Source organism: Chondromyces crocatus, from assembly GCF_001189295.1.
Lineage (GTDB): Bacteria > Myxococcota_A > Polyangia > Polyangiales > Polyangiaceae > Chondromyces > Chondromyces crocatus.
In genome coordinates, this window is sequence record NZ_CP012159.1 from 7228908 (window position 1) to 7250638 (window position 21731).

Consider the following 21731-nt stretch of genomic DNA (forward strand, 5'->3'; position numbering starts at 1 on the left):
AGCCGCTCCGCGCCATATATCCCCCCAAACCCGCTTTAAAACCTTTGACAAAAACATTTGTCAAAGTAGGTTACGACCATGCTCGACGTCGAGGTCATCGAGGATCCAGAGACGGCGGCAGCCGTCCTCGATCCGGTGAGGAGCCGGCTGCTGTCGGAACTCTCGACGCCAGCGTCGGCTGCGGCGCTCGCAGGGCGGCTCGGCATCGCGCGGCAGAAGATCAACTATCACCTGCGCGTTCTCGAGGAGCACAAGCTCATGCACGTCGCCGAAGAGCGGCGCTGGGGCGGGCTTAAGGAGCGCCTGCTGGTCGCGAGCGCGGCCTCCTATGTGGTCTCCCCGAAGGCGCTCGGCCCGGTCGCTGCGGATCCCGCGCGCTCGGCGGATCGGCTCTCGGCGAGCTACCTCATCGCGCTCGGCGCCCGCATCGTCCGCGAGGTCGGCGACCTCTGGCGAGGCGCCAGGGAGGCTGGCAAGCACCTCGCTTCCCTGTCGATCGACACCGAGATCAGGTTCCGATCCGCGGCAGACCGCGCCGCGTTCACCCGGGATCTCACCCACGCCATCAACACGCTCGTCGCGCGCTACCACGATGAGGCCGCGCCCGGTGGCCGCCCCCATCGCCTGGTGCTCGTGGCGCATCCGCTGCCCCAGACACCTTCGGAGAAGGATCCATCATGCCCGTGAAGAAGGACGCATCCGGCAATCGTTCCGTCGAAGTCGAGGTCGAGGTCCCCGGGACCCCCGAAGAGGTATGGCGCGCCGTCGCGACCGGCACCGGGATCTCCGCCTGGTTCGTGCCGACGGAGCTCGAGGAGCGGAAAGGCGGCACCACGGTCTCCCACTTCAGCCCCGACGGGAGCATGGACTCGGTCGCGACGATCACGGACTGGGAGCCACCGCGCCGCTTCGCCGCCGAGACCACCGAGCAACCCGGCACCGTCGCGACCGAGTGGACCGTCGAGACCCGCGCCGGAGGCACGTGTACCGTGCGCGTCGTCCATCGCTGGTTCGCGAGCACCGACGAGTGGGACGATCAGTTCGAGGGCCACACCGGCGGCTGGCTCTCGGCGTTCCGGATCTTGCGGCTCTACCTCGCCAGCTTCAGCGGCCAGCCCTGCGCCTCGTTCCAGGTCATGGGCGTCTCCGCCGCCCCGAAGCCCGAAGCCTGGAGCACGCTCACCCGAGCGCTCGGGTTCTCGTCCCTCGCCGAGGGGGCTCGGGTCAGCACCACGGCGGGCACGCCACCGCTCGCGGGCACCGTCGTCTACGCCGGTCAGGCCGAGTGGCCGGAGCAGGTCCTCCTCCAGCTCGACGAACCCACGCGGGGGAGCGCCTTCCTGATGGCGCTCGCCATGGGCGGCCGGGTCTACCTGACGTTCCGCGCGTTCCTCTACGGCGAGGAAGCCCTCGCCATCGCCGAGCGCGTGGAGGCTTCGTGGAAAGCATGGTTCGGAGAACAGTTCCCTCCCGAGTTGCCGGCACACGCAGCACCCACCGACGCGCATGAGTGAGCACGTGCTCTCCGATCCGGTGCGCCTGCTCGCGGCCAACGGTGCGCTTCAGGTCCTGGTGTCGTCGCTCCTCGGGGTCTACATGCTCATCCCCATGCAGCCCTGGGGGAAGCGGCTCGCGCCACGCGTGAACATGAAGTCGCTCCTCGCCGCCCACCTGGACTGGCTGATGCTGGCTTTCATGCAGTGGGGCGCCGCGTTCGCGATGAACACCTGGTCGAGCACACGGTCGCTTGCCGTGGCCCTGCTCCTCGTGTTCGGCGGGTGGACGAACCCCACGCCGTATCTGCTCCGCGGCGCGGGGATCAATGCGTTCGTGCTCGCGGGCCGCCCTGCGCAGATCGTCGCGGCGTCCGTGGCCGGGCTCAGCTCGCTGGCGATCATCATCGCGTGGGCGATCCTCTCCTGGGGACTCGTGTTCGGCCCTTGATCGGCCCGGACCGGCGCCCCCGCCCCGCGTCGCCTCACCTCGCCTCCTCGGCCCCTCGCACTACGACGACAGCGTGAAGGTCACGATCTCGCCCGTGGCGCGACCGATCGCGAGCCGAGGGCGGACCGGATCGATCGCGATGTACGGCGGCTTCGGCGGCGCCGTGGGGATCGCGGGGCGTGACGAGCCGCGGGTGTCGGCGTCGAGCGTCGTGACGACCTCACCGTCGGCGAGGGCCACGACGCGGACTTCGCCATCGAGGGCGAGCACGTGGTCTCGCCCCCAGGCCACGAGCTGAGTCCCCAGCGACACGCGGAGAGGGTGGGCCGCCTGGAGCTTCCCGCTCGGCAGCTCGACGACGGAGAGCATCGGACACTCGGCGCTTCCCGACACGATCAGCCGATCCCCGGAGATCACGGCCGCCTCCGCCTCCCCCTTGAACGACGCGCCGAAATCCAGCGCCAGTCCCGGCCCGGAGAGGTGCGTCGGCTCCGTGAGCGCCCGGGCGACGTCGTACACCTGGGCGACCGTCCACGGGTGCCACACCCAGCCGTTCGACAGGAGCCAGCGGCCATCGGGAGAGACCGAAAGCCGCGCGTGGAAGACGTCGTCGCACGTCCCCTGGCGGCGCGTGAGCGGCGTGCCGTCGAGCAGCTCGATCTCCAGCTCGTTGTAGCTCCGCGGGGCGTGCGCCAGGGCGCTCCGCCCGTCGGGGAGCGTGAACACACAGACAGGGAACGCGACATTCTCGGCGCAGTAAAAGCTTCGATCGATCTCTCGCAGCTCCTCGATGCCGAGCGGCACGAACTGCGCCGAGGCGAGGGCGCCATTGGAGCGCACCACGCGCCCCTTGGTCCCACACGCCTCGAACATCACCCCGACCTCCCCCAGGCCGACCACCGCATCGAAGCGGTACGTGTAGCCGGTGCCGAACCGCTCCACACATCCGTCCATCCGGATGCGCCGCCCCCCGATCCAGTCCACGAGATCGTCCCCTGCCCAGGCGAGCGAGCGCAGAGCATCAGCCGAGAACTCGGAGCGGAGTGTGTCCACCCGCCCAGGATATCCTGTGGGCTGCCCCGGGTCCTCCGCGTCGGCGTGCCCCCCCTGGACGCGGCCGAGGTTCGCTCCGGCCGGTCATGACGGTGTCCCGCATGAATGCGTCGACGGCGGGATGCCCCAGGTTGTATAGATCGAGCATCACGCAGCGCGGTGGGAGAGCGAGGCACTCTGGGCGATGCGCTTGATCAGGCTGATCCACGCGGGCACGCACTTCGATGTCCACGAGGTGGAGGTGGGCGGGCGCAAGCTCGCCCTGAAGGTCCCCAGCGACCGCGCCATGCCCAGCGGACCGGGGCACGAGAACCTGTTCCTCGCGTCGCGCGTTCTGGGAGGAGCCACGACGGACTGGGACGTCCGGTGCCACGGCGGCTCCCTTACCCGGCTGATGGCCGACAACGAGGTGGCTGACGTCGAGGACGCGGAGGGTGTAGGCGAGTTACTCCTACGCGACGAGATCCGTCGCCTCCACGCCGCCGCCGCAAGCTGGAACCACGCCGCCCTGGGGCTGATCCGGTGCGAGGTGGGCGGGCGGCGCGGGCTGCCGGGCCTGTTGATGCCGCTGCTGGAAGGAGCGCCGCTCGGCTCCCTCCCGCTGCCCGCACAGCGCCGGCTCCTGCCCCGGATGATCCCTGCCCTCTGGGACGCGATCGCCACGGTGCTGCACGGAGACGTCGAGGCGTCGAACCTGCTCGTGGCCCCCGTCGAGGACCGCTTCGCGCTGATCGATCCAGGCGCCCTGGTGCTCCGTCACCTGCCGGAGCGTGGCGCCAGCCGGGGCTCCGATGTCCTCACCTTCATCACCAACGTCGACACCTACCCCGTGCTCCCGCCCTACGCGATCACCCCTCCCCTCGGGGAGGGCGCCACATTGCGGGACCACTGGCACAGCTTCCGCGAGAGCATGACGCGCTCGGACTTCGCCCCGCCGTTCAAGGTCGGGACGACCGACGCAGGGCGCTGGACGTCGACGCGGGCAGGGAGATTCCTCGTCGACGTGGCGGTGGAGCGTGGGGAGCCCCATCCAGCCGACCTCCTGGCGGTCGGCGTGATGTACTACCGGGCGCTGACAGGCGTTCACCCACTTTACGAGGACGAGCTCTCACGCCCAGGGTGGCTCAATCTGGTGTCCGTCGACGATGCCCTCTCCGGAGGTGAAGCCATGACGGCGCGCCTCGACCGCGGGCTTCGACCACCGAGTTCCATCGATGCGTCCGTGACCCCCGCCGAAGAGGCCCTGGCGCTCGCGCTGCTCGATTTGCAGGTGCCTTCACAAGGACATCTCCGGGCGCTCTGCGAAGGAGCGACCGCCGGGGCCGAGGTGTCGATCTGACGGAAAGGGTTCACGATCCCTCCTCAGCAGACCGCCCCCGACGACGTCATGCCCTCCCCGTGCACACCTGGGTAGCGTCGATCATGCAACAGGCTGGCGAGAAACGCTCGCTTCGACGGGGGGCGTGGAGCTTTCGCTGCTGGAGCCAAGCATCTCGTCGGCGACCGCATCCGGTAGCTCTTCTTCGACCCTCTGAAGGCGGGCAGAGAACCAACCGGCGACGGCTGCCAGGGCGGTGCAAAGACCAAGTGCGGCGAACAGCAGACCTATGGCGGGCCCGGCTTCCGCTGGTGTGCCCTCGTGGACCGGTGCGGAGAGGTCCATGACCCTCACGAGAGGCTTGAAAATATGCTCCACCATCGGGCCTGCGAGAAGGTACGCGAGCGGCGTCGTGGACCACGCGATCATCCTTCGGACAGCGAAGACGCGCCCCTGAAGGGCAATCGCTACCTTGCTCTGCCAGATGGCCTGGCTGGCTCCGATCACGATTGGTGTACAGAATAGAAAAAAGAAGGCTCCGATCGCGACCGTCGTCACCCCTGAAACGAGCCCGACGGCGAACAGCATGCCGCCTTGCACCAGAGTGAACGCAAGGATGCTTCGGACGCGCCGTCTCGGTCCTCCCCAGAGGCTCATCAGCACACTGCCAGCGAGCATCCCGCCGCCCGCGATGGAGAGCACGACCCCGAGCACCTCGGTGGAAGCCATGCTCAGGATGAGCGGCGTGACGAGTGCCTGAACCATACCGATCGAGAAGTTGATGATCGCGAAGAAGATCAGCAGCCCCAGCAGCCCAGGCCTGACGACGATGTACGTCCAGCCCTCTCGTGCTTCCTGGAGGATCGACGATCTTCCCGCTACGGGAGCGGCAGGAGCGACTCTGCCTGTCATGCGAACGAGAAGCACGGTCCCGATCGCGACGCTGTAGCAGACGACGCCGAGGAGAAGAACGCCGTCGAGCCGAACCAGCGAGAGCAGCCGCCCCGCGAACATGGGGGCCAGGATCTGGGCGATGGCCTGGCTGAGCTGCACCATCCCGCTGGCGCGACCGAGTAGATGCTTCGGCACCAGAAGCGTGGTTGCGGCCGAGAAGGCTGGCCAGTGAATGGCGCTGAAGATCGATGTCACTCCCATCAGCGCGCAGACATGCCAGGCGGTGAGGCTGCCTTGCCGCAAAAGCAAGGCGGTGATCAACGCACACCCTGCCGCTCCCGCATCCCCCAGCATCATCGCACGGCGGCGGTCCCACCGATCGACCAGCACGCCTGCGAAGGGTGAGAGAACGATGCCCGGAAGGGTGGTGAACAGCGCGATGAGCGCGAAGCGTGTGATCGATCCTGTCTGTTCATACACCCAGACACCCAGGGCGAAGCCGATGAGGCCAGAGCACAGGTGCGAGACCGACTGACCGAGCCAGAGGGGAAGAAACCAGCGCATGCCCCGAGCGTCCATGGGTCGTGGGGAGGGGATCAGGTTTCGCGAGATGCGTCGCTGGCAGCGCTGTTACGCACGACCCGGCCAGCCCAGATGAACCACACGGGCCCGATGATGACACCTCCGATGAGCGCAACCGCCGCCTCGATGACCATGGCGATCTGGATGCCGAAGAGGTTCCCGATCGGGACCAACCAGTACAGGACCGATCCCGCAAGCCCGAGGTACGCGAGCGCCTTGGGCCACGCACCTTCACGATGCGCGACGAGGTTGATCACGAAGATCCACGCGCCGATGGCTCCGTAGCGAAAGAACCCGTAGGGATCGAGACCGATCTGGGGCGTCGATGTGATGACGGCGCGCGTGATGTCGGTCCCTTCGACGTAACGCTGCGCGATCAGCGGCTCGACAGAGAACTCACGAAACTTGCTGACCGCAGTGACGGCGAAGCCCATGGTGCCGACGCTCATCGACCACCGGACCCAGCCTTCGTTCCCCCGGCGTACCAGACTCGAGATGCCTGGGACCGCAGCGATGCCACACAGGGCACCGAGCGCGAACAGCATGTGGGTCGTCAGGCGAAACCAGGGCGTCTCGACGAATGTCGTCCAGAATGCCTGGAGGGTGGTTACCGATCGAAGCGGGTCCATCAAGATGGTCGCGCCGACGAGGAGGTACGACGCGCCCAGCGCGATGGAGGCGGTGCCCCCGAGCCTTCTCAACGAGCTGTCTTCCATGAGGTGTCTCTCCACGGGTGTACGGGTTGTCTGTCCGTGACCATGCGTTGCGGTCGAGCACCTCGGTCACGCTCTGTGCTCGCCCATGCCTCATGCCGTCTCATCCGCGTGCGCGGATGCTTCGCTCGGATCGTGGCCCGCCGTGTCCCTGATCTCTTTCTCGACACGGCGAAGACGTGGTTGAAGGAAGCCGACGATCGTGATCAGCAAGAGGGCGACGCCAGAGGAAGCGATGAGTCGAGGGATCTCGATGCCATGGTCGACGAGCGGCCCGGCCACGAGATAACCCAGGAGCAGCGCGCACCACGCAATGCCCTCTCGGACGGCGAGCACGTCTTTCTCGAGGGCCTCGGGCACCTTGCTCTTCCAGATGCCTTGAGCGAACGAGACCATGATCGGCACGCAGCAAAGGAACAGAAAGGTGACCAGCGTGATCACTGGCGTGGTCGGCATGAGACCACCGACGACCAGGAACACTGCCTGGACGACGGACAGCGCAAGGACCCCGTGGACGCGCTGCGCCGGCCCTCGAATGCGACCCCCCAGAACCGAGCCAATGAGCACCCCACCTCCCGCGGCCGAAGCAACGAACCCCAGCGTCAGGATGGACGAGAAGCCGAGCACGAGTGGCGTGAGCAACACCGACACGACGCCCATGACCAGATTCGTGAAGGCGAAGAACAACATCAAACAGAGCAGACCCGGATGTGCGACCAGGAAGGACCGCGCGCGCTTTCTTCCCTCGCTGCTCTGCGGCGTCGAAGCGACCCCAGGACCTGACTGAAGCGGCCCCATGGTCACCCCCGCGAGCGTGACCAAGGAGAGAAGATAGGTGGCAGAACCAGCCCAGAACACCGACTCGAAATCAAAGCCCGTGATGAGCACGGCGCTCAGCGGAGGGGAGACGATCATGCCGATCACTCGACCGATGTCGACCATTCCGTTGGCCCGCGCCCTTCGCGGTTCGGCGATCCTCTGCTGAATGGCGCTGCTCAGGCTTTCACGCTGAATCGCACAGCTGCTCGCAATCGCCAGCCTCGCCACGAAGACATGCCACGTCTCCAGCTTTCCGCTGAAGAGCAACGCCGCCAGGGCCAGTGTGCTGATGCCTGCTCCGGCCTCGCCCAAGACCATCCCCAGACGCTGGTGCCGACGCACGACACGCATCTGGGCGAGGCGCGGTACGAGTGCCAGGGGAAGCACATTGAAGAAGACCGTCAGGGCGAAGAGCAGCACGGACCGGGTGTGCTGGTAGACCCAGACCCCCGCCGCGAAGCCCACGATCTCGAACCCGAGAAAGGAGATGCACTGTGCCAGCCAGATTGCTGTAAACGCGCGCTCGTTGCGCTGCTCCGTATGCTGTGCCATCCGGATAACTCCGTTTCTATTCAATGCGCCAGAGAGACCTAACCAGCTCGGCAGCGATCGAGACTCGCCATCAAGCGCCTTACGAGTGCTCCGACATGGGGCTCGGTGACCATCGTCCGATGACTTCCAGGAAGGTCGTGAACGTCGATTCGATTCAGAGAGAGTTCCCGCCAGGCATGCACGGGATCATGCAGCTCGCCGAGCGCACGCTCTGCAGCCCGGTAGAAGGTGATGGGTCCTGAATAGGGCTGCGGGCGGTAGCGCTCGAAGGCTCGGAGGTTGTTCCTGAAGACATTGAGATACCGATGAATCTGGGCCGTTTCCGTCCCCTTCGGGAGGAGACCAGCGCTGCACGCTTTCTCCAGGACCAGACCGAGCTGGGCATCTGGCGCGAGGAGCCGCAAGTCCTCGAGGGTGACATGAAGCCCATAAGACGAGGCTATCTCAGCAAGCTGCTCGGTCGGCTCCGCCACCGCTTGCGTCGTCGGCAAGGAGGCGAAGCTGTCGACGAGAACCAGCAATGCGACCTCCTGGCCCTGACGCTGGAGCTGCCCGGCCATGGCGAAGGCAAGCGTCCCCCCGAAGGACCAGCCTCCCAGCCGATAGGGCCCCTCGGGATGGTCGGCCTTCAGCGCATCGACGTAATGTGCGGCCATGGCTTCGATGTCGTCGGCCAGCAGGTCGCCCCCGTACAGACCCGGGGACTGAAAAGCATACAGCGGCTGCTCTGGATCCAGGTGACGCGCCAGAGCGCCATAACAGATCACGTCCCCCCCCACGGGATGGATGAAAAACAGCGGCGGGCGTGATCCACCGGGCCGAATGGGAATGAGAGGTGAACCGCGCTGCGGTTCCATTCCACCGAGGAGAAGTGCGAGCTGAGCGATGGTTCCTCGCTGAAAAAGCGATGAGAGGGGGAGCGTAGGGCCTAGTCTTTCTTTGATTTCGGCCATGAGATGCACCGCACGCAATGAATGCCCTCCCAGGGCAAAGAAGTCGTCGTGGACGCCGATGCCCTCGACACCGAGCACGGCGCTCCAGATGGCCGCCAGCGTGCGCTCGGTGTCGGTACGAGGCGCGACATGCTCTTCCTTTTCAGCCGAACCGAATGCCTCGGATCCCAATGCCTCGGGTGCGGGCAGTGCTTTTCTATCGAGCTTGCCATTGGGCGTCAGCGGCAAGGCCTCCAGCCACACCACCGCCTGCGGCACCATGTACTCCGGCAGCGTGTTTCCCACGTACCGACGCAGCTCCTCCTGGCCAGGGCGTGTCCCGAGCCCCTCCACCGCCACCAGGTACGCCACCAGGCAGGGCTGACCTGCTCGGTCTTCGCGCACCAGAAGCGCTACTTCCCGCACAGCCGGATGCCGCCCCATCATGGCCTCGATCTCACCCAGCTCGATGCGGAAGCCGCGCAGCTTCACCTGGTGGTCCACCCGCCCCAGGAACAGCAGGTTCCCATCCGGCAACGCCCGCGCCAGATCCCCGGTCCTGTACAGCCGACCTCCTGCCTCACCACCGAACGGATCCGGCACGAACCGCTCCGCCGTCAGCCCGGGCCGACCCAGATACCCGCGCGCAAGACCGGCACCGCCGAGCACCACCTCGCCCGGGACTCCACTCGGCACCGGTTGCAGCGCTGCATCGAGCACATAAGCCTGCGAGTTGGCGATGGGCCGTCCCACCGGTGGAGGCCCTCGATGGCCACGCTCCAGCACCGCCATCGTCGAATAGGTGGTGTCCTCCGAGGGACCGTATAGGTTGATGACCCGCTCGACGTGCGACAGACGATACAGCCCCTCGACCAGCGACGAAGGCAGTGCCTCGCCGGCGAGGTTCACCACCCGCACCGACGACGGCAAGCCGCCGCTCCGCACCAGCTCGTTCATCGCCGAAGGCACGGTGTTGACCAGCGTCACGCCGCTGTCCTTCGGCAAGCTCGGCAAGTCGAGGATGCTGTCGAGCAGCGTCACCTGCCCCCCACAGCAGAGCGGCACGAACAGCTCGAACACCGACAGGTCGAAGCAGATCGAAGTCGCCGCGACGACACGGGCGAGATCTTCTCGCTCGAAGGCCTCCAGGGCCCAGTGGATCATCGCCACCGCATTACGGTGGGTAATGGCCACTGCCTTCGGACGTCCCGTCGAGCCAGAGGTGTAGATCAGGTACGCGAGTTGCCCCGGCAGCATGGCGCCGGACCGTGGCTCCAGCGGCCCCGCGGCTGTTTCCTCTGCGGCGGCGGTGTCGAGTTCGAGCACCGGCATCGACACCTCGGGCAAGAGCGACCGCAGCGACGACTGCGTGATCAGCAAGGCCGCCTGCGCGTCTTCCAGCATGAAACCCAGCCGCTCGACGGGGTACGCTGGGTCGAGCGGCACGTAGGCCCCTCCGGCCTTCAGGATGGCCACCAGCACCACCACAAGTTCTGCGCTCCGCCGCAAGCACACCCCGACCCGCGCCTCGCCACCGACACCACACCGCCTCAGCCGACGAGCCAGCGCCTCGGCCCGCGCATCCAGCTCGCCATAGCTCAGCGCGTCTTCACCGAAGACCACGGCCCTCGCCTCGGGCGTACGCAGCGCCTGCGCCTTCAGCATCTCGGGTAGCGTCGTCTCCAGTGGGTAGTCTCTCCCCGTCGCGTTCCGCTCGACCACCAGCTCTCGCAGCTCGCCCTCGCCCAGCATCGGTAGCCGCCAGATCGACATGTCCGGTTGCCCGCAGGCTGCCCCGAGCAGTTGCTCGAAGTGCCTCCCCATCCGCTCCACCGTCGCCGCCTCGAACAGGTCCGTCGTGTACTCGATCCACAGCCGCAGCCCCTCGGGCTGCTCCACCAGCGAGAACGTCAGGTCGAACTTCGACGTGCCCGTGTCCAGGTCCAGCGCCTTCATCTGCAGCCCTGCAAGCTCCAGCGACGGCATCGGCGCGTTCTGCACGATGAAGAACACCTGGAACAGCGGTGACCTGCTCAGTTCCCGCTCCGTCTGCAACTCCTCCACCAGGCGCTCGAACGGCACATCCTGGTGCGCATATGCACCCAGCGTCACCTCACGCACGCGGCCCAGCAGCTCGCGGAACGTCGGATTGCCACTCAGCCGCGTCCGCAGCACCAGGGTGTTGATGAACACCCCGATCAGACCTTCCAGCTCCGGCCTCGTTCGGTTCGCAATCGGCGACCCCACCGCGATGTCGTCCTGGCTCGCATAGCGTCCCAGCAACAGCTGGAATGTCGCCAGCAGCGTCATGTACAGCGTCGTTCCTGCCTGCTGACTCAGTGCCTGCACCTGCTCCAGCAGCCCACGCGGCAACAGCTGCGTATGCACCGCCCCTCGGAACGACTGCACCGCGGGTCTCGCTCGGTCCGTCGGCAGGTTGAGCTGCGCCACCCCGTCCCCCAGCTGCTCTCGCCAGTACGCGAGCTGCTCCGACAGCACCGCCCCTTCCAGCCACCCGCGCTGCCATTGCGCAAAATCCGCGTACTGAATCGATAGTGGAGGCAGTGGGCTCCTCTTCCCTTCCACGGCCGCCTCGTACAACGCCGCCAGCTCCCCGATCAGCACCCCTGTCGACCACCCATCCGAGATGATGTGATGCAGCGTCAACAGCAGCACATGCTCCTCTGCGTCCACCTTCACCAGGTCCGCACGCAGCAGCGGCCCTGTCCCGAGATCGAACGGCTGCTGCGACAATGCGTGCAGCAACGCCTTCACCGCCGCATCGCGGGCCTCGGGCGGCTGCTCCGTCACGTCATGCTCATGAAACCGCACGGGCTCCGGCGCTTGAATCCGCTGAACCGGACGCCCTTCCTCCACCGAAAACGTCGTCCGCAGCGCCTCGTGACGCGACACCACCTCATCCAGCGCCTGCGCGAGCGCATGGCCCTTCAACGCCCCTCTCAGCTGGACCACCGACGGCAGGTGATACACAGCGCTCATTGAATCGAACTGCGCCAGAAACCACAGCCGTTGCTGCGCGAACGACAGAGGCAATGTCTTCGAGCGATCTACGCTTTCGATGCGCCCGTGTCGTGCATTCCCCTCTTCACTTCGACGCGCATCGATCTGCACCGCCAGGCTACCCACCGTCCGCGCCTCGAACAGCGCACGCAACGGCAGGTCCATGCCAAACACCTCTCGGAGGCGCGTCACGACCTGCGTCGCCAGCAGCGAGTGTCCCCCCAGGGCAAAGAAGTCATCGTGAACGCCAATGCCCTCGACACCCAGCACAGTGCTCCAGACGCCTGCAAGCGCACGCTCGGTATCGGTACGAGGCGCGACGTGCTCTCCCTCCCCGCTCAAGCCGGATGCCTCGGGTGCGGGCAGTGCTTTTCTATCGAGCTTGCCATTGGGCGTCAGCGGCAAGGCCTCCAGCCACACCACCGCCTGCGGCACCATGTACTCCGGCAGCGTGTTTCCCACGTACCGACGCAGCTCCTCCTGGCCAGGGCGTGTCCCGAGCCCCTCCACCGCCACCAGGTACGCCACCAGGCAGGGCTGACCTGCTCGGTCTTCGCGCACCAGAAGCGCTACTTCCCGCACAGCCGGATGCCGCCCCATCACGGCCTCGATCTCACCCAGCTCGATGCGGAAGCCGCGCAGCTTCACCTGGTGGTCCACCCGCCCCAGGAACAGCAGGTTCCCATCCGGCAACGCCCGCGCCAGATCCCCGGTCCTGTACAGCCGACCTCCTGCCTCACCACCGAACGGATCCGGCACGAACCGCTCCGCCGTCAGCCCGGGCCGACCCAGATACCCGCGCGCAAGACCGGCACCGCCGAGCACCACCTCGCCCGGGACTCCACTCGGCACCGGTTGCAGCGCTGCATCGAGCACATAAGCCTGCGAGTTGGCGATGGGCCGTCCCACCGGTGGAGGCCCTCGATGGCCACGCTCCAGCACCGCCATCGTCGAATAGGTGGTGTCCTCCGAGGGACCGTATAGGTTGATGACCCGCTCGACGTGCGACAGACGATACAGCCCCTCGACCAGCGACGAAGGCAGTGCCTCGCCGGCGAGGTTCACCACCCGCACCGACGACGGCAAGCCGCCGCTCCGCACCAGCTCGTTCATCGCCGAGGGCACGGTGTTGACGAGCGTCACGCCGCTGTCCTTCGGCAAGCTCGGCAAGTCGAGGATGCTGTCGAGCAGCGTCACCTGCCCCCCACAGCAGAGCGGCACGAACAGCTCGAACACCGACAGGTCGAAGCAGATCGAAGTCGCCGCGACGACACGGGCGAGATCTTCTCGCTCGAAGGCCTCCAGGGCCCAGTGGATCATCGCCACCGCATTACGGTGGGTAATGGCCACTGCCTTCGGACGTCCCGTCGAGCCAGAGGTGTAGATCAGGTACGCGAGTTGCCCCGGCAGCATGGCGCCGGACCGTGGCTCCAGCGGCCCCGCGGCTGTTTCCTCTGCGGCGGCGGTGTCGAGTTCGAGCACCGGCATCGACACCTCGGGCAAGAGCGACCGCAGCGACGACTGCGTGATCAGCAAGGCCGCCTGCGCGTCTTCCAGCATGAAACCCAGCCGCTCGACGGGGTACGCTGGGTCGAGCGGCACGTAGGCCCCTCCGGCCTTCAGGATGGCCACCAGCACCACCACAAGTTCTGCGCTCCGCCGCAAGCACACCCCGACCCGCGCCTCGCCACCGACACCACACCGCCTCAGCCGACGAGCCAGCGCCTCGGCCCGCGCATCCAGCTCGCCATAGCTCAGCGCATCTTCACCGAAGACCACGGCCCTCGCCTCGGGCGTACGCAGCGCCTGCGCCTTCAGCATCTCGGGTAGTGTCGTCTCCAGTGGGTAGTCTCTCCCCGTCGCGTTCCGCTCGACCACCAGCTCTCGCAGCTCGCCCTCGCCCAGCATCGGTAGCCGCCAGATCGACATATCTGGTTGCCCGCAGGCTGCCCCGAGCAGTTGCTCGAAGTGCCTCCCCATCCGCTCCACCGTCGCCGCCTCGAACAGGTCCGTCGTGTACTCGATCCACAGCCGCAGCCCCTCGGGCTGCTCCACCAGCGAGAACGTCAGGTCGAACTTCGACGTGCCCGTGTCCAGGTCCAGCGCCTTCATCTGCAGCCCTGCAAGCTCCAGCGACGGCATCGGCGCGTTCTGCACGATGAAGAACACCTGGAACAGCGGTGACCTGCTCAGTTCCCGCTCCGTCTGCAACTCCTCCACCAGGCGCTCGAACGGCACATCCTGGTGCGCATATGCACCCAGCGTCACCTCACGCACGCGGCCCAGCAGCTCGCGGAACGTCGGATTGCCACTCAGCCGCGTCCGCAGCACCAGGGTGTTGATGAACACCCCGATCAGACCTTCCAGCTCCGGCCTCGTTCGGTTCGCAATCGGCGACCCCACCGCGATGTCGTCCTGGCTCGCATAGCGTCCCAGCAACAGCTGGAATGTCGCCAGCAGCGTCATGTACAGCGTCGTTCCTGCCTGCTGACTCAGTGCCTGCACCTGCTCCAGCAGCCCACGCGGCAACAGCTGCGTATGCACCGCCCCTCGGAACGACTGCACCGCGGGTCTCGCTCGGTCCGTCGGCAGGTTGAGCTGCGCCACCCCGTCCCCCAGCTGCTCTCGCCAGTACGCGAGCTGCTCCGACAGCACCGCCCCTTCCAGCCACCCGCGCTGCCATTGCGCAAAATCCGCGTACTGAATCGATAGTGGAGGCAGTGGGCTCCTCTTCCCTTCCACGGCCGCCTCGTACAACGCCGCCAGCTCCCCGATCAGCACCCCTGTCGACCACCCATCCGAGATGATGTGATGCAGCGTCAACAGCAGCACATGCTCCTCTGCGTCCACCTTCACCAGGTCCGCACGCAGCAGCGGCCCTGTCCCGAGATCGAACGGCTGCTGCGACAATGCGTGCAGCAACGCCTTCACCGCCGCATCGCGGGCCTCGGGCGGCTGCTCCGTCACGTCATGCTCATGAAGCCGCACGGGCTCCGGCGCTTGAATCCGCTGAACCGGACGCCCTTCCTCCACCGAAAACGTCGTCCGCAGCGCCTCGTGACGCGACACCACCTCATCCAGCGCCTGCGCGAGCGCATGGCCCTTCAACGCCCCTCTCAGCTGGACACCAGCAGGAACATGATACCCAGCACTCTCTGGATCGAGCTGCGCCAGAAACCACAGCCGCTGCTGCGCGAACGACAGAGGCAATGGCTTCGTTCGATCCGCACGCTCGATCCTCCCAGGACGCGCTCCTCCCGCCTCGCTCCGCCTCGCCTCGATCTGCACCGCCAGGCTACCCACCGTCCGCGCCTCGAACAGCGCACGCAACGGCAGGTCCATGCCAAACACCTCTCGGAGGCGCGTCACGACCTGCGTCGCCAGCAGCGAGTGTCCCCCCAGGGCAAAGAAGTCATCGTGGACGCCAATGCCCTCGACACCCAGCACAGTGCTCCAGACGCCTGCAAGCGCACGCTCGGTATCGGTACGAGGCGCGACGTGCTCTCCCTCCCCGCTCAAGCCGGATGCCTCGGGTGCGGGCAGTGCCTTTCTATCGAGCTTGCCATTGGGCGTCAGCGGCAAGGCCTCCAGCCACACCACCGCCTGCGGCACCATGTACTCCGGCAGCGTGTTTCCCACGTACCGGCGCAGCTCTTCCTCGCTTGGTCGCGCATCCACCCCTTCGACCAGGTACGCCACCAGACGTCGCTGCCGCGCATCATCTTCTCGAACCACGACGACCGCTTCACGCACCGCGGGGTGACGCTGCAGCGCCGCCTCGACTTCACCCAGCTCGATGCGGAAGCCGCGCAGCTTCACCTGGTGGTCCACCCGCCCCAGGAACAGCAGATTCCCATCCGGCAACGCCCGCGCCAGATCCCCGGTCCTGTACAGCCGACCTCCTGCCTCACCACCGAACGGATCCGGCACGAACCGCTCCGCCGTCAGCCCGGGCCGACCCAGATACCCGCGCGCAAGACCGGCGCCGCCGATGTACACCTCGCCTGGAACACCGCTCGGAACCAGTCGCTGCTCCGCGTCGAGCACGTACACCTGCGCATTGGAGATGGCGCGACCGATCGGAGGTGGGAATCGACCCGGAGCGTCCTCGGCAACGGCTGCACAGGTGGTGACCACCGTCGCCTCGGTCGGCCCGTAATGATTGACGACGCGAAATGGCAGACCAGCAGGGACACCGCGGTGGAGCGTGTCACCGCCCGTCAGCAGGAGGCGAAGCCCGAGTCCATCAGGAAGCTCCTCGCCCAAGAGCGCCTCCGCCAGCGGCGTGGGGAGAAAGCACACGGTAATGGCTTGATCCGCCATCCATTGCAGAAGGTCTCGGGGTGAGGAACGCAGCGCTTCGGCGGGCAGGTGGACGCTCGCGCCGCACGTGAGATGAGGCCATAGCTCCCAGACGGAGGCATCGAATGCTGGCCCCGCGAGCTGCGTGGCGCGGTCACGAGCGGTCACCGCGTAGGCACGCTGGTGCCACGCCACCAGATTCATCAAGCTGCGGTGCTCGACCGCGGTTCCTTTGGGTCGTCCCGTCGAGCCTGACGTGTAGATCACGTAGGCGACGTCCCTTCCGGCCTCCTCCGCGCGGGCACGGTTTCCGCCCGTCACGTCGCACCGCGGCGTCCCGGCCTCTCCCGCGTCACTCTCCGCACCATCCAGCAACATCACCCGCAGCTCTGGCGGTAGAACATCCAGACAGAGCCGCTTCTGTGTGAGCAACACGGCAACGTGCGCGTCGGTCGCCATGAACCGCACGCGCTCCTCCGGATACGCCGGATCGATGGGCAGGTACGCGCCGCCCGACTTGAGCACCGCGAGCAGCGCAACGATCAGCTCGATCGAGCGCTCGACGTACACGCCGACGATCACACCAGCGCCAACGCCCATCGCTCGGAGCTTCTGGGCGAGACGATCGGCGCGTCGATTCAGCTCCCCGTACGAGAGTGTCCCCATCCCCCCCGATGGCGCAGCGAGTGAAGGTCCGCAGACCGCCAGCGCCCCCGGTGCATGTGCTGCCCAGGCCTCGAACAGCGTATGGACCTGACCTTCCGGAATCGCCTGCCGGCCTTCCTCCCGCACGCGCGCCAGAACGGACGCGTGCTCTGCCTCCGAGAGCAACGGCAGCAGCGCCACACGCTGGTCAGGAGCGGCGACGGCGCCTTCCAGCAACGTGCGGAGGCCTTCACTCAGCCGAACGATGGTCGCGCGCTCGAACAGGTCGGTGTTGAACTCGATCCAGCCACCGATACCCTCCGGGCGCTCCTCCAGGTTGATCGTCAGATCGAATTTTGCCACCCCGGCCTCGATGTCGATCACCGATAGCGCGAGGCCAGGCAATGCAAGTGCCGGCATCGGGGCGTTCTGCAGCGCGAACATCACCTGGAACATCGGCGCCCGGCTCATGTCGCGGGAAGGCTGCAGCGCCTCGACCAGACGCTCGAAAGGCACGTCCTGATGCGCATAGGCGTCCAGGGTCACCTCGCGCACCCGTCGAAGCAGCGTGCGAAAGCTCGGGCCATCGGAGAGATCGACCCGCAGGACCAGAGTGTTCACGAAGAACCCGATCAAGCTCTCCAGCTCCGCCTGTGTCCTGTTCGCGATGGGCGATCCGACGGCGAGAGCCACCTGCCCTGAATGGCGCGCCAGCAGGACGAACACTCCAGCGAGGAGAGTCATGAACAGCGTGGCGCCCTCGCTCTTTCCGAGCGCATCGAGCTGCGCCGTGAGGGGCGCCGGCAGGGCGATGACGTGGAGCGCCCCTTGAAACGTCTGCACGGAAGGCCGGGGTCGATCCGTGGGCAGCTCCAGTGCATCCAGACCGTCGAGCTGTCGCTGCCAGTAAGCGAGCTGTGCTTCGAGGAGATCCCCCTGAAGGCGCTCTCGCTGCCACAAGGTGAAGTCGGCGTACTGGATCGGAAGCTCCGGGAGTGGCGAGGGCATGTCCATCACGAAGGCGGCGTAGAGCGCGGCGACCTCACGGATCAGCACCCCCATCGACCACCCGTCGGACGCGATGTGATGCATCGTCAGGAGAAGGACGTGCTCGCCTTCACGCATCCGCAGCAAGGAGGCCCGCAAAACCCCTCCCTCGGCGAGGTCGAACGAGCGCCGCGCCTCGTCGCGCGCCAGCACATGAACCTGCACCTGGCGCTCGCACTCAGGGAGCGGCGAGAGATCGACGAGCGGCAACGGGATCGTGACGTCGGACCGGATCGCCTGCACCAGCTCCCCGTCCATCATGGCGAAGACGGTCCGCAGTGCCTCGTGCCGCGTCACGATGGTGTCGATGGCTGCGCGGAGAGCGTCCACGTTCAGGGCTCCGACCAGACGGACCGCAATCGGGATGTTGTAGGCCGGGGTCCCTGGCTCGAGCTGGTCCATCAGCCACAGCCGCCGTTGCGCGAACGACGCAGGGAAGACGAAGACGTCACCCTCGGCGGGGGAATCTTCCTGCGGTTCGGCGCCGGCGTCGGTCACCGAGAGAAGGTTCGACAGATCCTCGTTCACCGGCCGCTCCCCGTGTTCTGTGAGCCCTTGCTCGATGCAAGCGAGGAGCGCTTGACGCGGCGCCCCTCTCGCCCGACGGCTGCGATGGCCGGTGTGACAGGCATGCTCCCGGATGCCTGCTGTCTCTCGATCTCCCGAGCGATCCCGGCGACCGTCGGTGTCCCGAACAGGGCGCGCAGCGACAGGTTCACCTGGAACGCGGCCTGGATCCTCGACACGAGCTGCGTCGCGAGCAGCGAATGACCGCCGGCCTGGAAGAAGTCATCGTCGGCGCCGACCTCCTCCACCTGGAGCACCTCTCGCCAGAGTGCCGCCAGCCGCTCCTCGGTCGGCGTGCGCAAGGGCACGAACGTGGCGGCACCACCTGCGCGCTGAGGTTCCGGCGATGGAAGGGCACGCCGATCGACCTTGCCATGCTCGGTGAGGGGCAGCGCCTCCAGGAGGATGAAGCCCGCGGGAAGCATGTGCTCTGGCAAGCTCGCCGCGAGCGCACTCCGCAGAGCGGCGGGCTCGATGGCCTCGCCAGGCTGGAGGGTGACGTAAGCGAAGAGCCGCCGATCCCCGGGAACGTCCTCTCGCACCACCACCACGCCTGCGCTCACCTGGGGCAAGCTCACCAGCGCCGCCTCGATCTCGCCGAGCTCGATCCTGAAGCCGCGGAGCTTCACTTGGTGGTCGATACGCCCCAGGAACTCGATGGCGCCATCAGCCAGGAGACGAGCCAGATCACCCGTGCGGTAAAGCCGACCACCAGCGCACATGCCGGCGGGATCGGGAACGAAGCGCTCCGCCGTCAGCGCTGGCCGGTCGAGGTAGCCGTGGGCCAGCCCCTCACCTCCCACGTACAGCTCTCCGGGCACGCCGATGGGCGAAGGACGCAGACGCTCGTCCAGCACGAGGACCTGGGTGTTGGTGATCGGGCGCCCGATGGGGATGCTGCGGGTGAAGGTCTCCGGCCCCTGCATTCGGTGGCATGTGCTGAAGGTGGTGTTCTCGGTCGGGCCGTATCCATTGACGAGGGTGCACTGGGGCAGCGCCTCCAGCACCCGCTGCACGTGCGGCACGCTCAGCACGTCACCCCCCGCGAAAAGCTGGCTCACGTCAGCGAGGCTCGAAAGATGAGACTCGACGAGCTGATGAAACAGGCCGGCCGTGAGCCAGAGGAAGGTGACTCGCTCCTGACGGATCACCTCGGCGATCTCCTCCAGCGTGGGCAGGTGGGGCGGAAAGAGTGCCAGCCTGCCGCCATGGAGCAGCGGCCCCCAGATCTCCAGCGTCGAGGCGTCGAACGCGATCGGCGCCAGCACGAGCCCCGTATCGTCGGCGTGAAAGCGCGCAAAGTTGGTGTTCTTCACCAGGCGCACGATGGCGCGGTGAGGCACGGTCACGCCCTTGGGTGTGCCCGTCGAACCCGAGGTGTACATGACGTAGGCCAGATCTTCGGGACCGATGGCCTCGAACGGCTCACCCACGGCGGGCGCTTCGACCGCACACGTGAGAGGCTCCACGTGGATGATCCGCGCCTGGTGGGCCGGGAGCTGGGCCTGGAGATGCGGCTGGGTGAGCAGCACCGAGATCCGCGCGTCTTCGAGCAAGAAGGCGAGCCGCGTCGCTGGATAGTTCGGGTCGAGAGGAACGTAAGCGCCCCCCGCCTTGAGCACACCGATCAGGGCCGCGATCAACGCTGGCGAGCGCTCGACGCACAGGCCCACGGTCACCCCACGCTTCACGCCCCCGCGCCGCAAGGACCGAGCGATCTGCGTCGACCAGCGGCTCAGGTCGCCGTACGAGATCTCGCTTCCACCACAGCGCACCGCGACGGCGTCCGGCGTACGTGCGGCCTGCGCCTCGAAGAGGTCGTGAACGCTCTCCCGAGGGAAGTCGGCCTGCGTCGCGTTCCAGACGGCGAGCTGTCGTAGCTCCTCGTCAGGCAGGATCGCCATGTCCACACAGGGCTGATCCGGGTTCGCGACGATACTCGCGAGCAACGCCTCGAACTGCCGCGCGAGGCGAGCCACGGTCTCTGGCTCGAAGAGGGTCGTGTTGTATTCGAACGAACCGCTGAGCCCCTCCTCCCCCTCGAACAGTTCCAGCATCAGGTCGAACTTGGCCGTCCCGCTGTCCACCAGCATCCGTTCGAGCGTCACGTCGGCGCGACCGACGGCGGGAACAGGCAGGTTCTGAAGGACGAACACCACCTGGAACAGCGGCGTATGGCTCATGCTGCGCGCTGGCTGAAGCTCTTCGACGAGCTTCTCGAACGGCAGATCCTGGTTCGCATAGGCATCCAGGGTCGTCTGCCGAACCTGCGCGAGGAGCCCGCGGAAGGTCAGCTCTCCAAGGATCTGCGCGCGAAGCACCAGGGTGTTCACGAAAAACCCGATGAGCCCCTCCATCTCGGGCCGCGTGCGGTTGGCGATGGGAGAACCGACGACGATGTCCTTCTGACCCGAGTACCGCGCGAGCAGGACGTCAAACGCCGCCAGCAAGGTCATGAAGAGCGTCGCGCCCTCACGCTGCCCCAGTCCCAGCAGCGCATCCGCCAGGGGCCGCGACAAGGAGAAAGGATGGCGGGCTCCCCAGGACTGAAGGACGGCAGGCCTCGGCTTGTCCGTCGGTAGCTCCAGCACGGGAGGGCAGCCCGCGAGCTTCTCCCGCCAGTGAGCGAGCTGCTGCTTCAGGCGCTCACTCTCGAGCCACCCCTGCTGCCAGAAGGCAAAATCGGCCACCTGGATCGGCAGCTCCGGGAGAGGTGAGGGGTTGCCGGCGAGGAAGGCATCGTAGAGCGTCGCGATTTCCCGCACGAAGACGCCCATCGACCAGCCGTCGGCGATGCTGTGGTGGGTCACGAGCAGCAGGACGTGACTCGCCTCGTCCAACCGGAACAAGGTGGCACGTACGAGCGGTCCGACGGTCAGATCGAATGGCTGCTGCGACGCCCGGGTCAGGTGTCCTGCGAGCGCCGCATCCCGCTGCTCGAATGCGACGGGTCGAAGATCGATGAGCGGAAGGTCCGCGCGCACGTCGGGCACCACGATCTGCACCGGGCGACCGTCAACCACCCCGAAGGTCGTCCGCAGCGCTTCGTGGCGTCGCACCACCTCCGCCAGACAGCGCCGCAGCGCGTCGACGTCGATCGGCCCGCGGAGGCGCACGGCTTCGGGAATGTTGTAGAAGGGGCTCCCTGGCTGGAGCTGATCCAGAAACCAGAGCCGCTGCTGCGCGAACGAGAGAGGGGCCGGCCCCTCGGTGGAGCGCCGTGGAATCCCCGCGGTGCGCCCGATCGGGCCGATCTCGCCGCGTAGCCGCCTCCGGAGCAGCTCTTGCTTCCTCGGAGAGAGCTGCGCTCGCCGCTGATTCAACTCGTTCTTCATGCTCATC

General features: G+C 66.8%; 10 protein-coding genes. 4 read left to right on the plus strand and 6 right to left on the minus strand.

What is annotated here, in order from left to right; all coding sequences use genetic code 11:
* Positions 1 to 78 precede the first annotated feature (78 nt).
* From CMC5_RS26310 to CMC5_RS26320, 3 genes are read left to right on the plus strand one after another with little or no spacing between them, the layout of a single operon-like run.
* Positions 79 to 687, plus strand: a complete 609-nt coding sequence (locus CMC5_RS26310) for a winged helix-turn-helix domain-containing protein (protein ID WP_050432997.1) — start codon at positions 79 to 81, stop codon at positions 685 to 687.
* Positions 678 to 1514 carry an SRPBCC family protein gene (locus CMC5_RS26315; protein WP_082362809.1) on the plus strand — a complete coding sequence of 279 codons (837 nt, stop codon included), beginning with the start codon at positions 678 to 680 and terminating at the stop codon, positions 1512 to 1514. Before CMC5_RS26310 ends, CMC5_RS26315 begins: the two co-directional genes overlap by 10 nt.
* Positions 1507 to 1944 carry a hypothetical protein gene (locus CMC5_RS26320; protein WP_050432998.1) on the plus strand — a complete coding sequence of 146 codons (438 nt, stop codon included), beginning with the start codon at positions 1507 to 1509 and terminating at the stop codon, positions 1942 to 1944. Before CMC5_RS26315 ends, CMC5_RS26320 begins: the two co-directional genes overlap by 8 nt.
* Before the next feature lie 60 nt (positions 1945 to 2004).
* Here the strand turns inward: CMC5_RS26320 and CMC5_RS26325 are convergent, their stop codons facing one another.
* Complete coding sequence (locus CMC5_RS26325) at positions 2005 to 2997, minus strand: hypothetical protein (RefSeq protein ID WP_050432999.1); 993 nt, start codon at positions 2995 to 2997, stop codon at positions 2005 to 2007.
* Positions 2998 to 3181: 184 nt separating this feature from the next.
* On the opposite strand from CMC5_RS26325, the gene CMC5_RS26330 reads away from it, so the two are divergent.
* Positions 3182 to 4336 (plus strand): hypothetical protein, encoded by a 1155-nt coding sequence (locus tag CMC5_RS26330; protein WP_050433000.1) that lies wholly within the window; start codon positions 3182 to 3184, stop codon positions 4334 to 4336.
* Between the two features lie 81 nt (positions 4337 to 4417).
* On the opposite strand, the gene CMC5_RS26335 is transcribed toward CMC5_RS26330, so the two are convergent.
* The 5 genes from CMC5_RS26335 to CMC5_RS26355 all read right to left on the minus strand — a co-directional run bounded on the left by CMC5_RS26335 (position 4418) and on the right by CMC5_RS26355 (position 21730).
* Positions 4418 to 5788 carry an MFS transporter gene (locus tag CMC5_RS26335; RefSeq protein WP_082362810.1) on the minus strand — a complete coding sequence of 457 codons (1371 nt, stop codon included), beginning with the start codon at positions 5786 to 5788 and terminating at the stop codon, positions 4418 to 4420.
* 17 nt (positions 5789 to 5805) lie between these two features.
* Positions 5806 to 6507, minus strand: a complete 702-nt coding sequence (locus CMC5_RS26340) for a DUF4386 family protein (RefSeq protein ID WP_050433002.1) — start codon at positions 6505 to 6507, stop codon at positions 5806 to 5808.
* A gap of 90 nt (positions 6508 to 6597) precedes the next feature.
* Positions 6598 to 7875, minus strand: a complete 1278-nt coding sequence (locus CMC5_RS26345; RefSeq protein ID WP_050433003.1) for an MFS transporter — start codon at positions 7873 to 7875, stop codon at positions 6598 to 6600.
* A gap of 38 nt (positions 7876 to 7913) precedes the next feature.
* A complete protein-coding gene (locus CMC5_RS26350) occupies positions 7914 to 18350 on the minus strand; it encodes a non-ribosomal peptide synthetase (RefSeq protein ID WP_050433004.1) in 10437 nt (3478 codons plus the stop codon).
* The gene (locus CMC5_RS26355) at positions 18347 to 21730 is read right to left on the minus strand and encodes a non-ribosomal peptide synthetase (protein ID WP_050433005.1); all 3384 of its coding nucleotides are present in this window, start codon (positions 21728 to 21730) and stop codon (positions 18347 to 18349) included. The genes CMC5_RS26350 and CMC5_RS26355 overlap by 4 nt, the downstream gene beginning before the upstream one ends.
* Between the last annotated feature and the right edge of the window lies 1 nt (position 21731).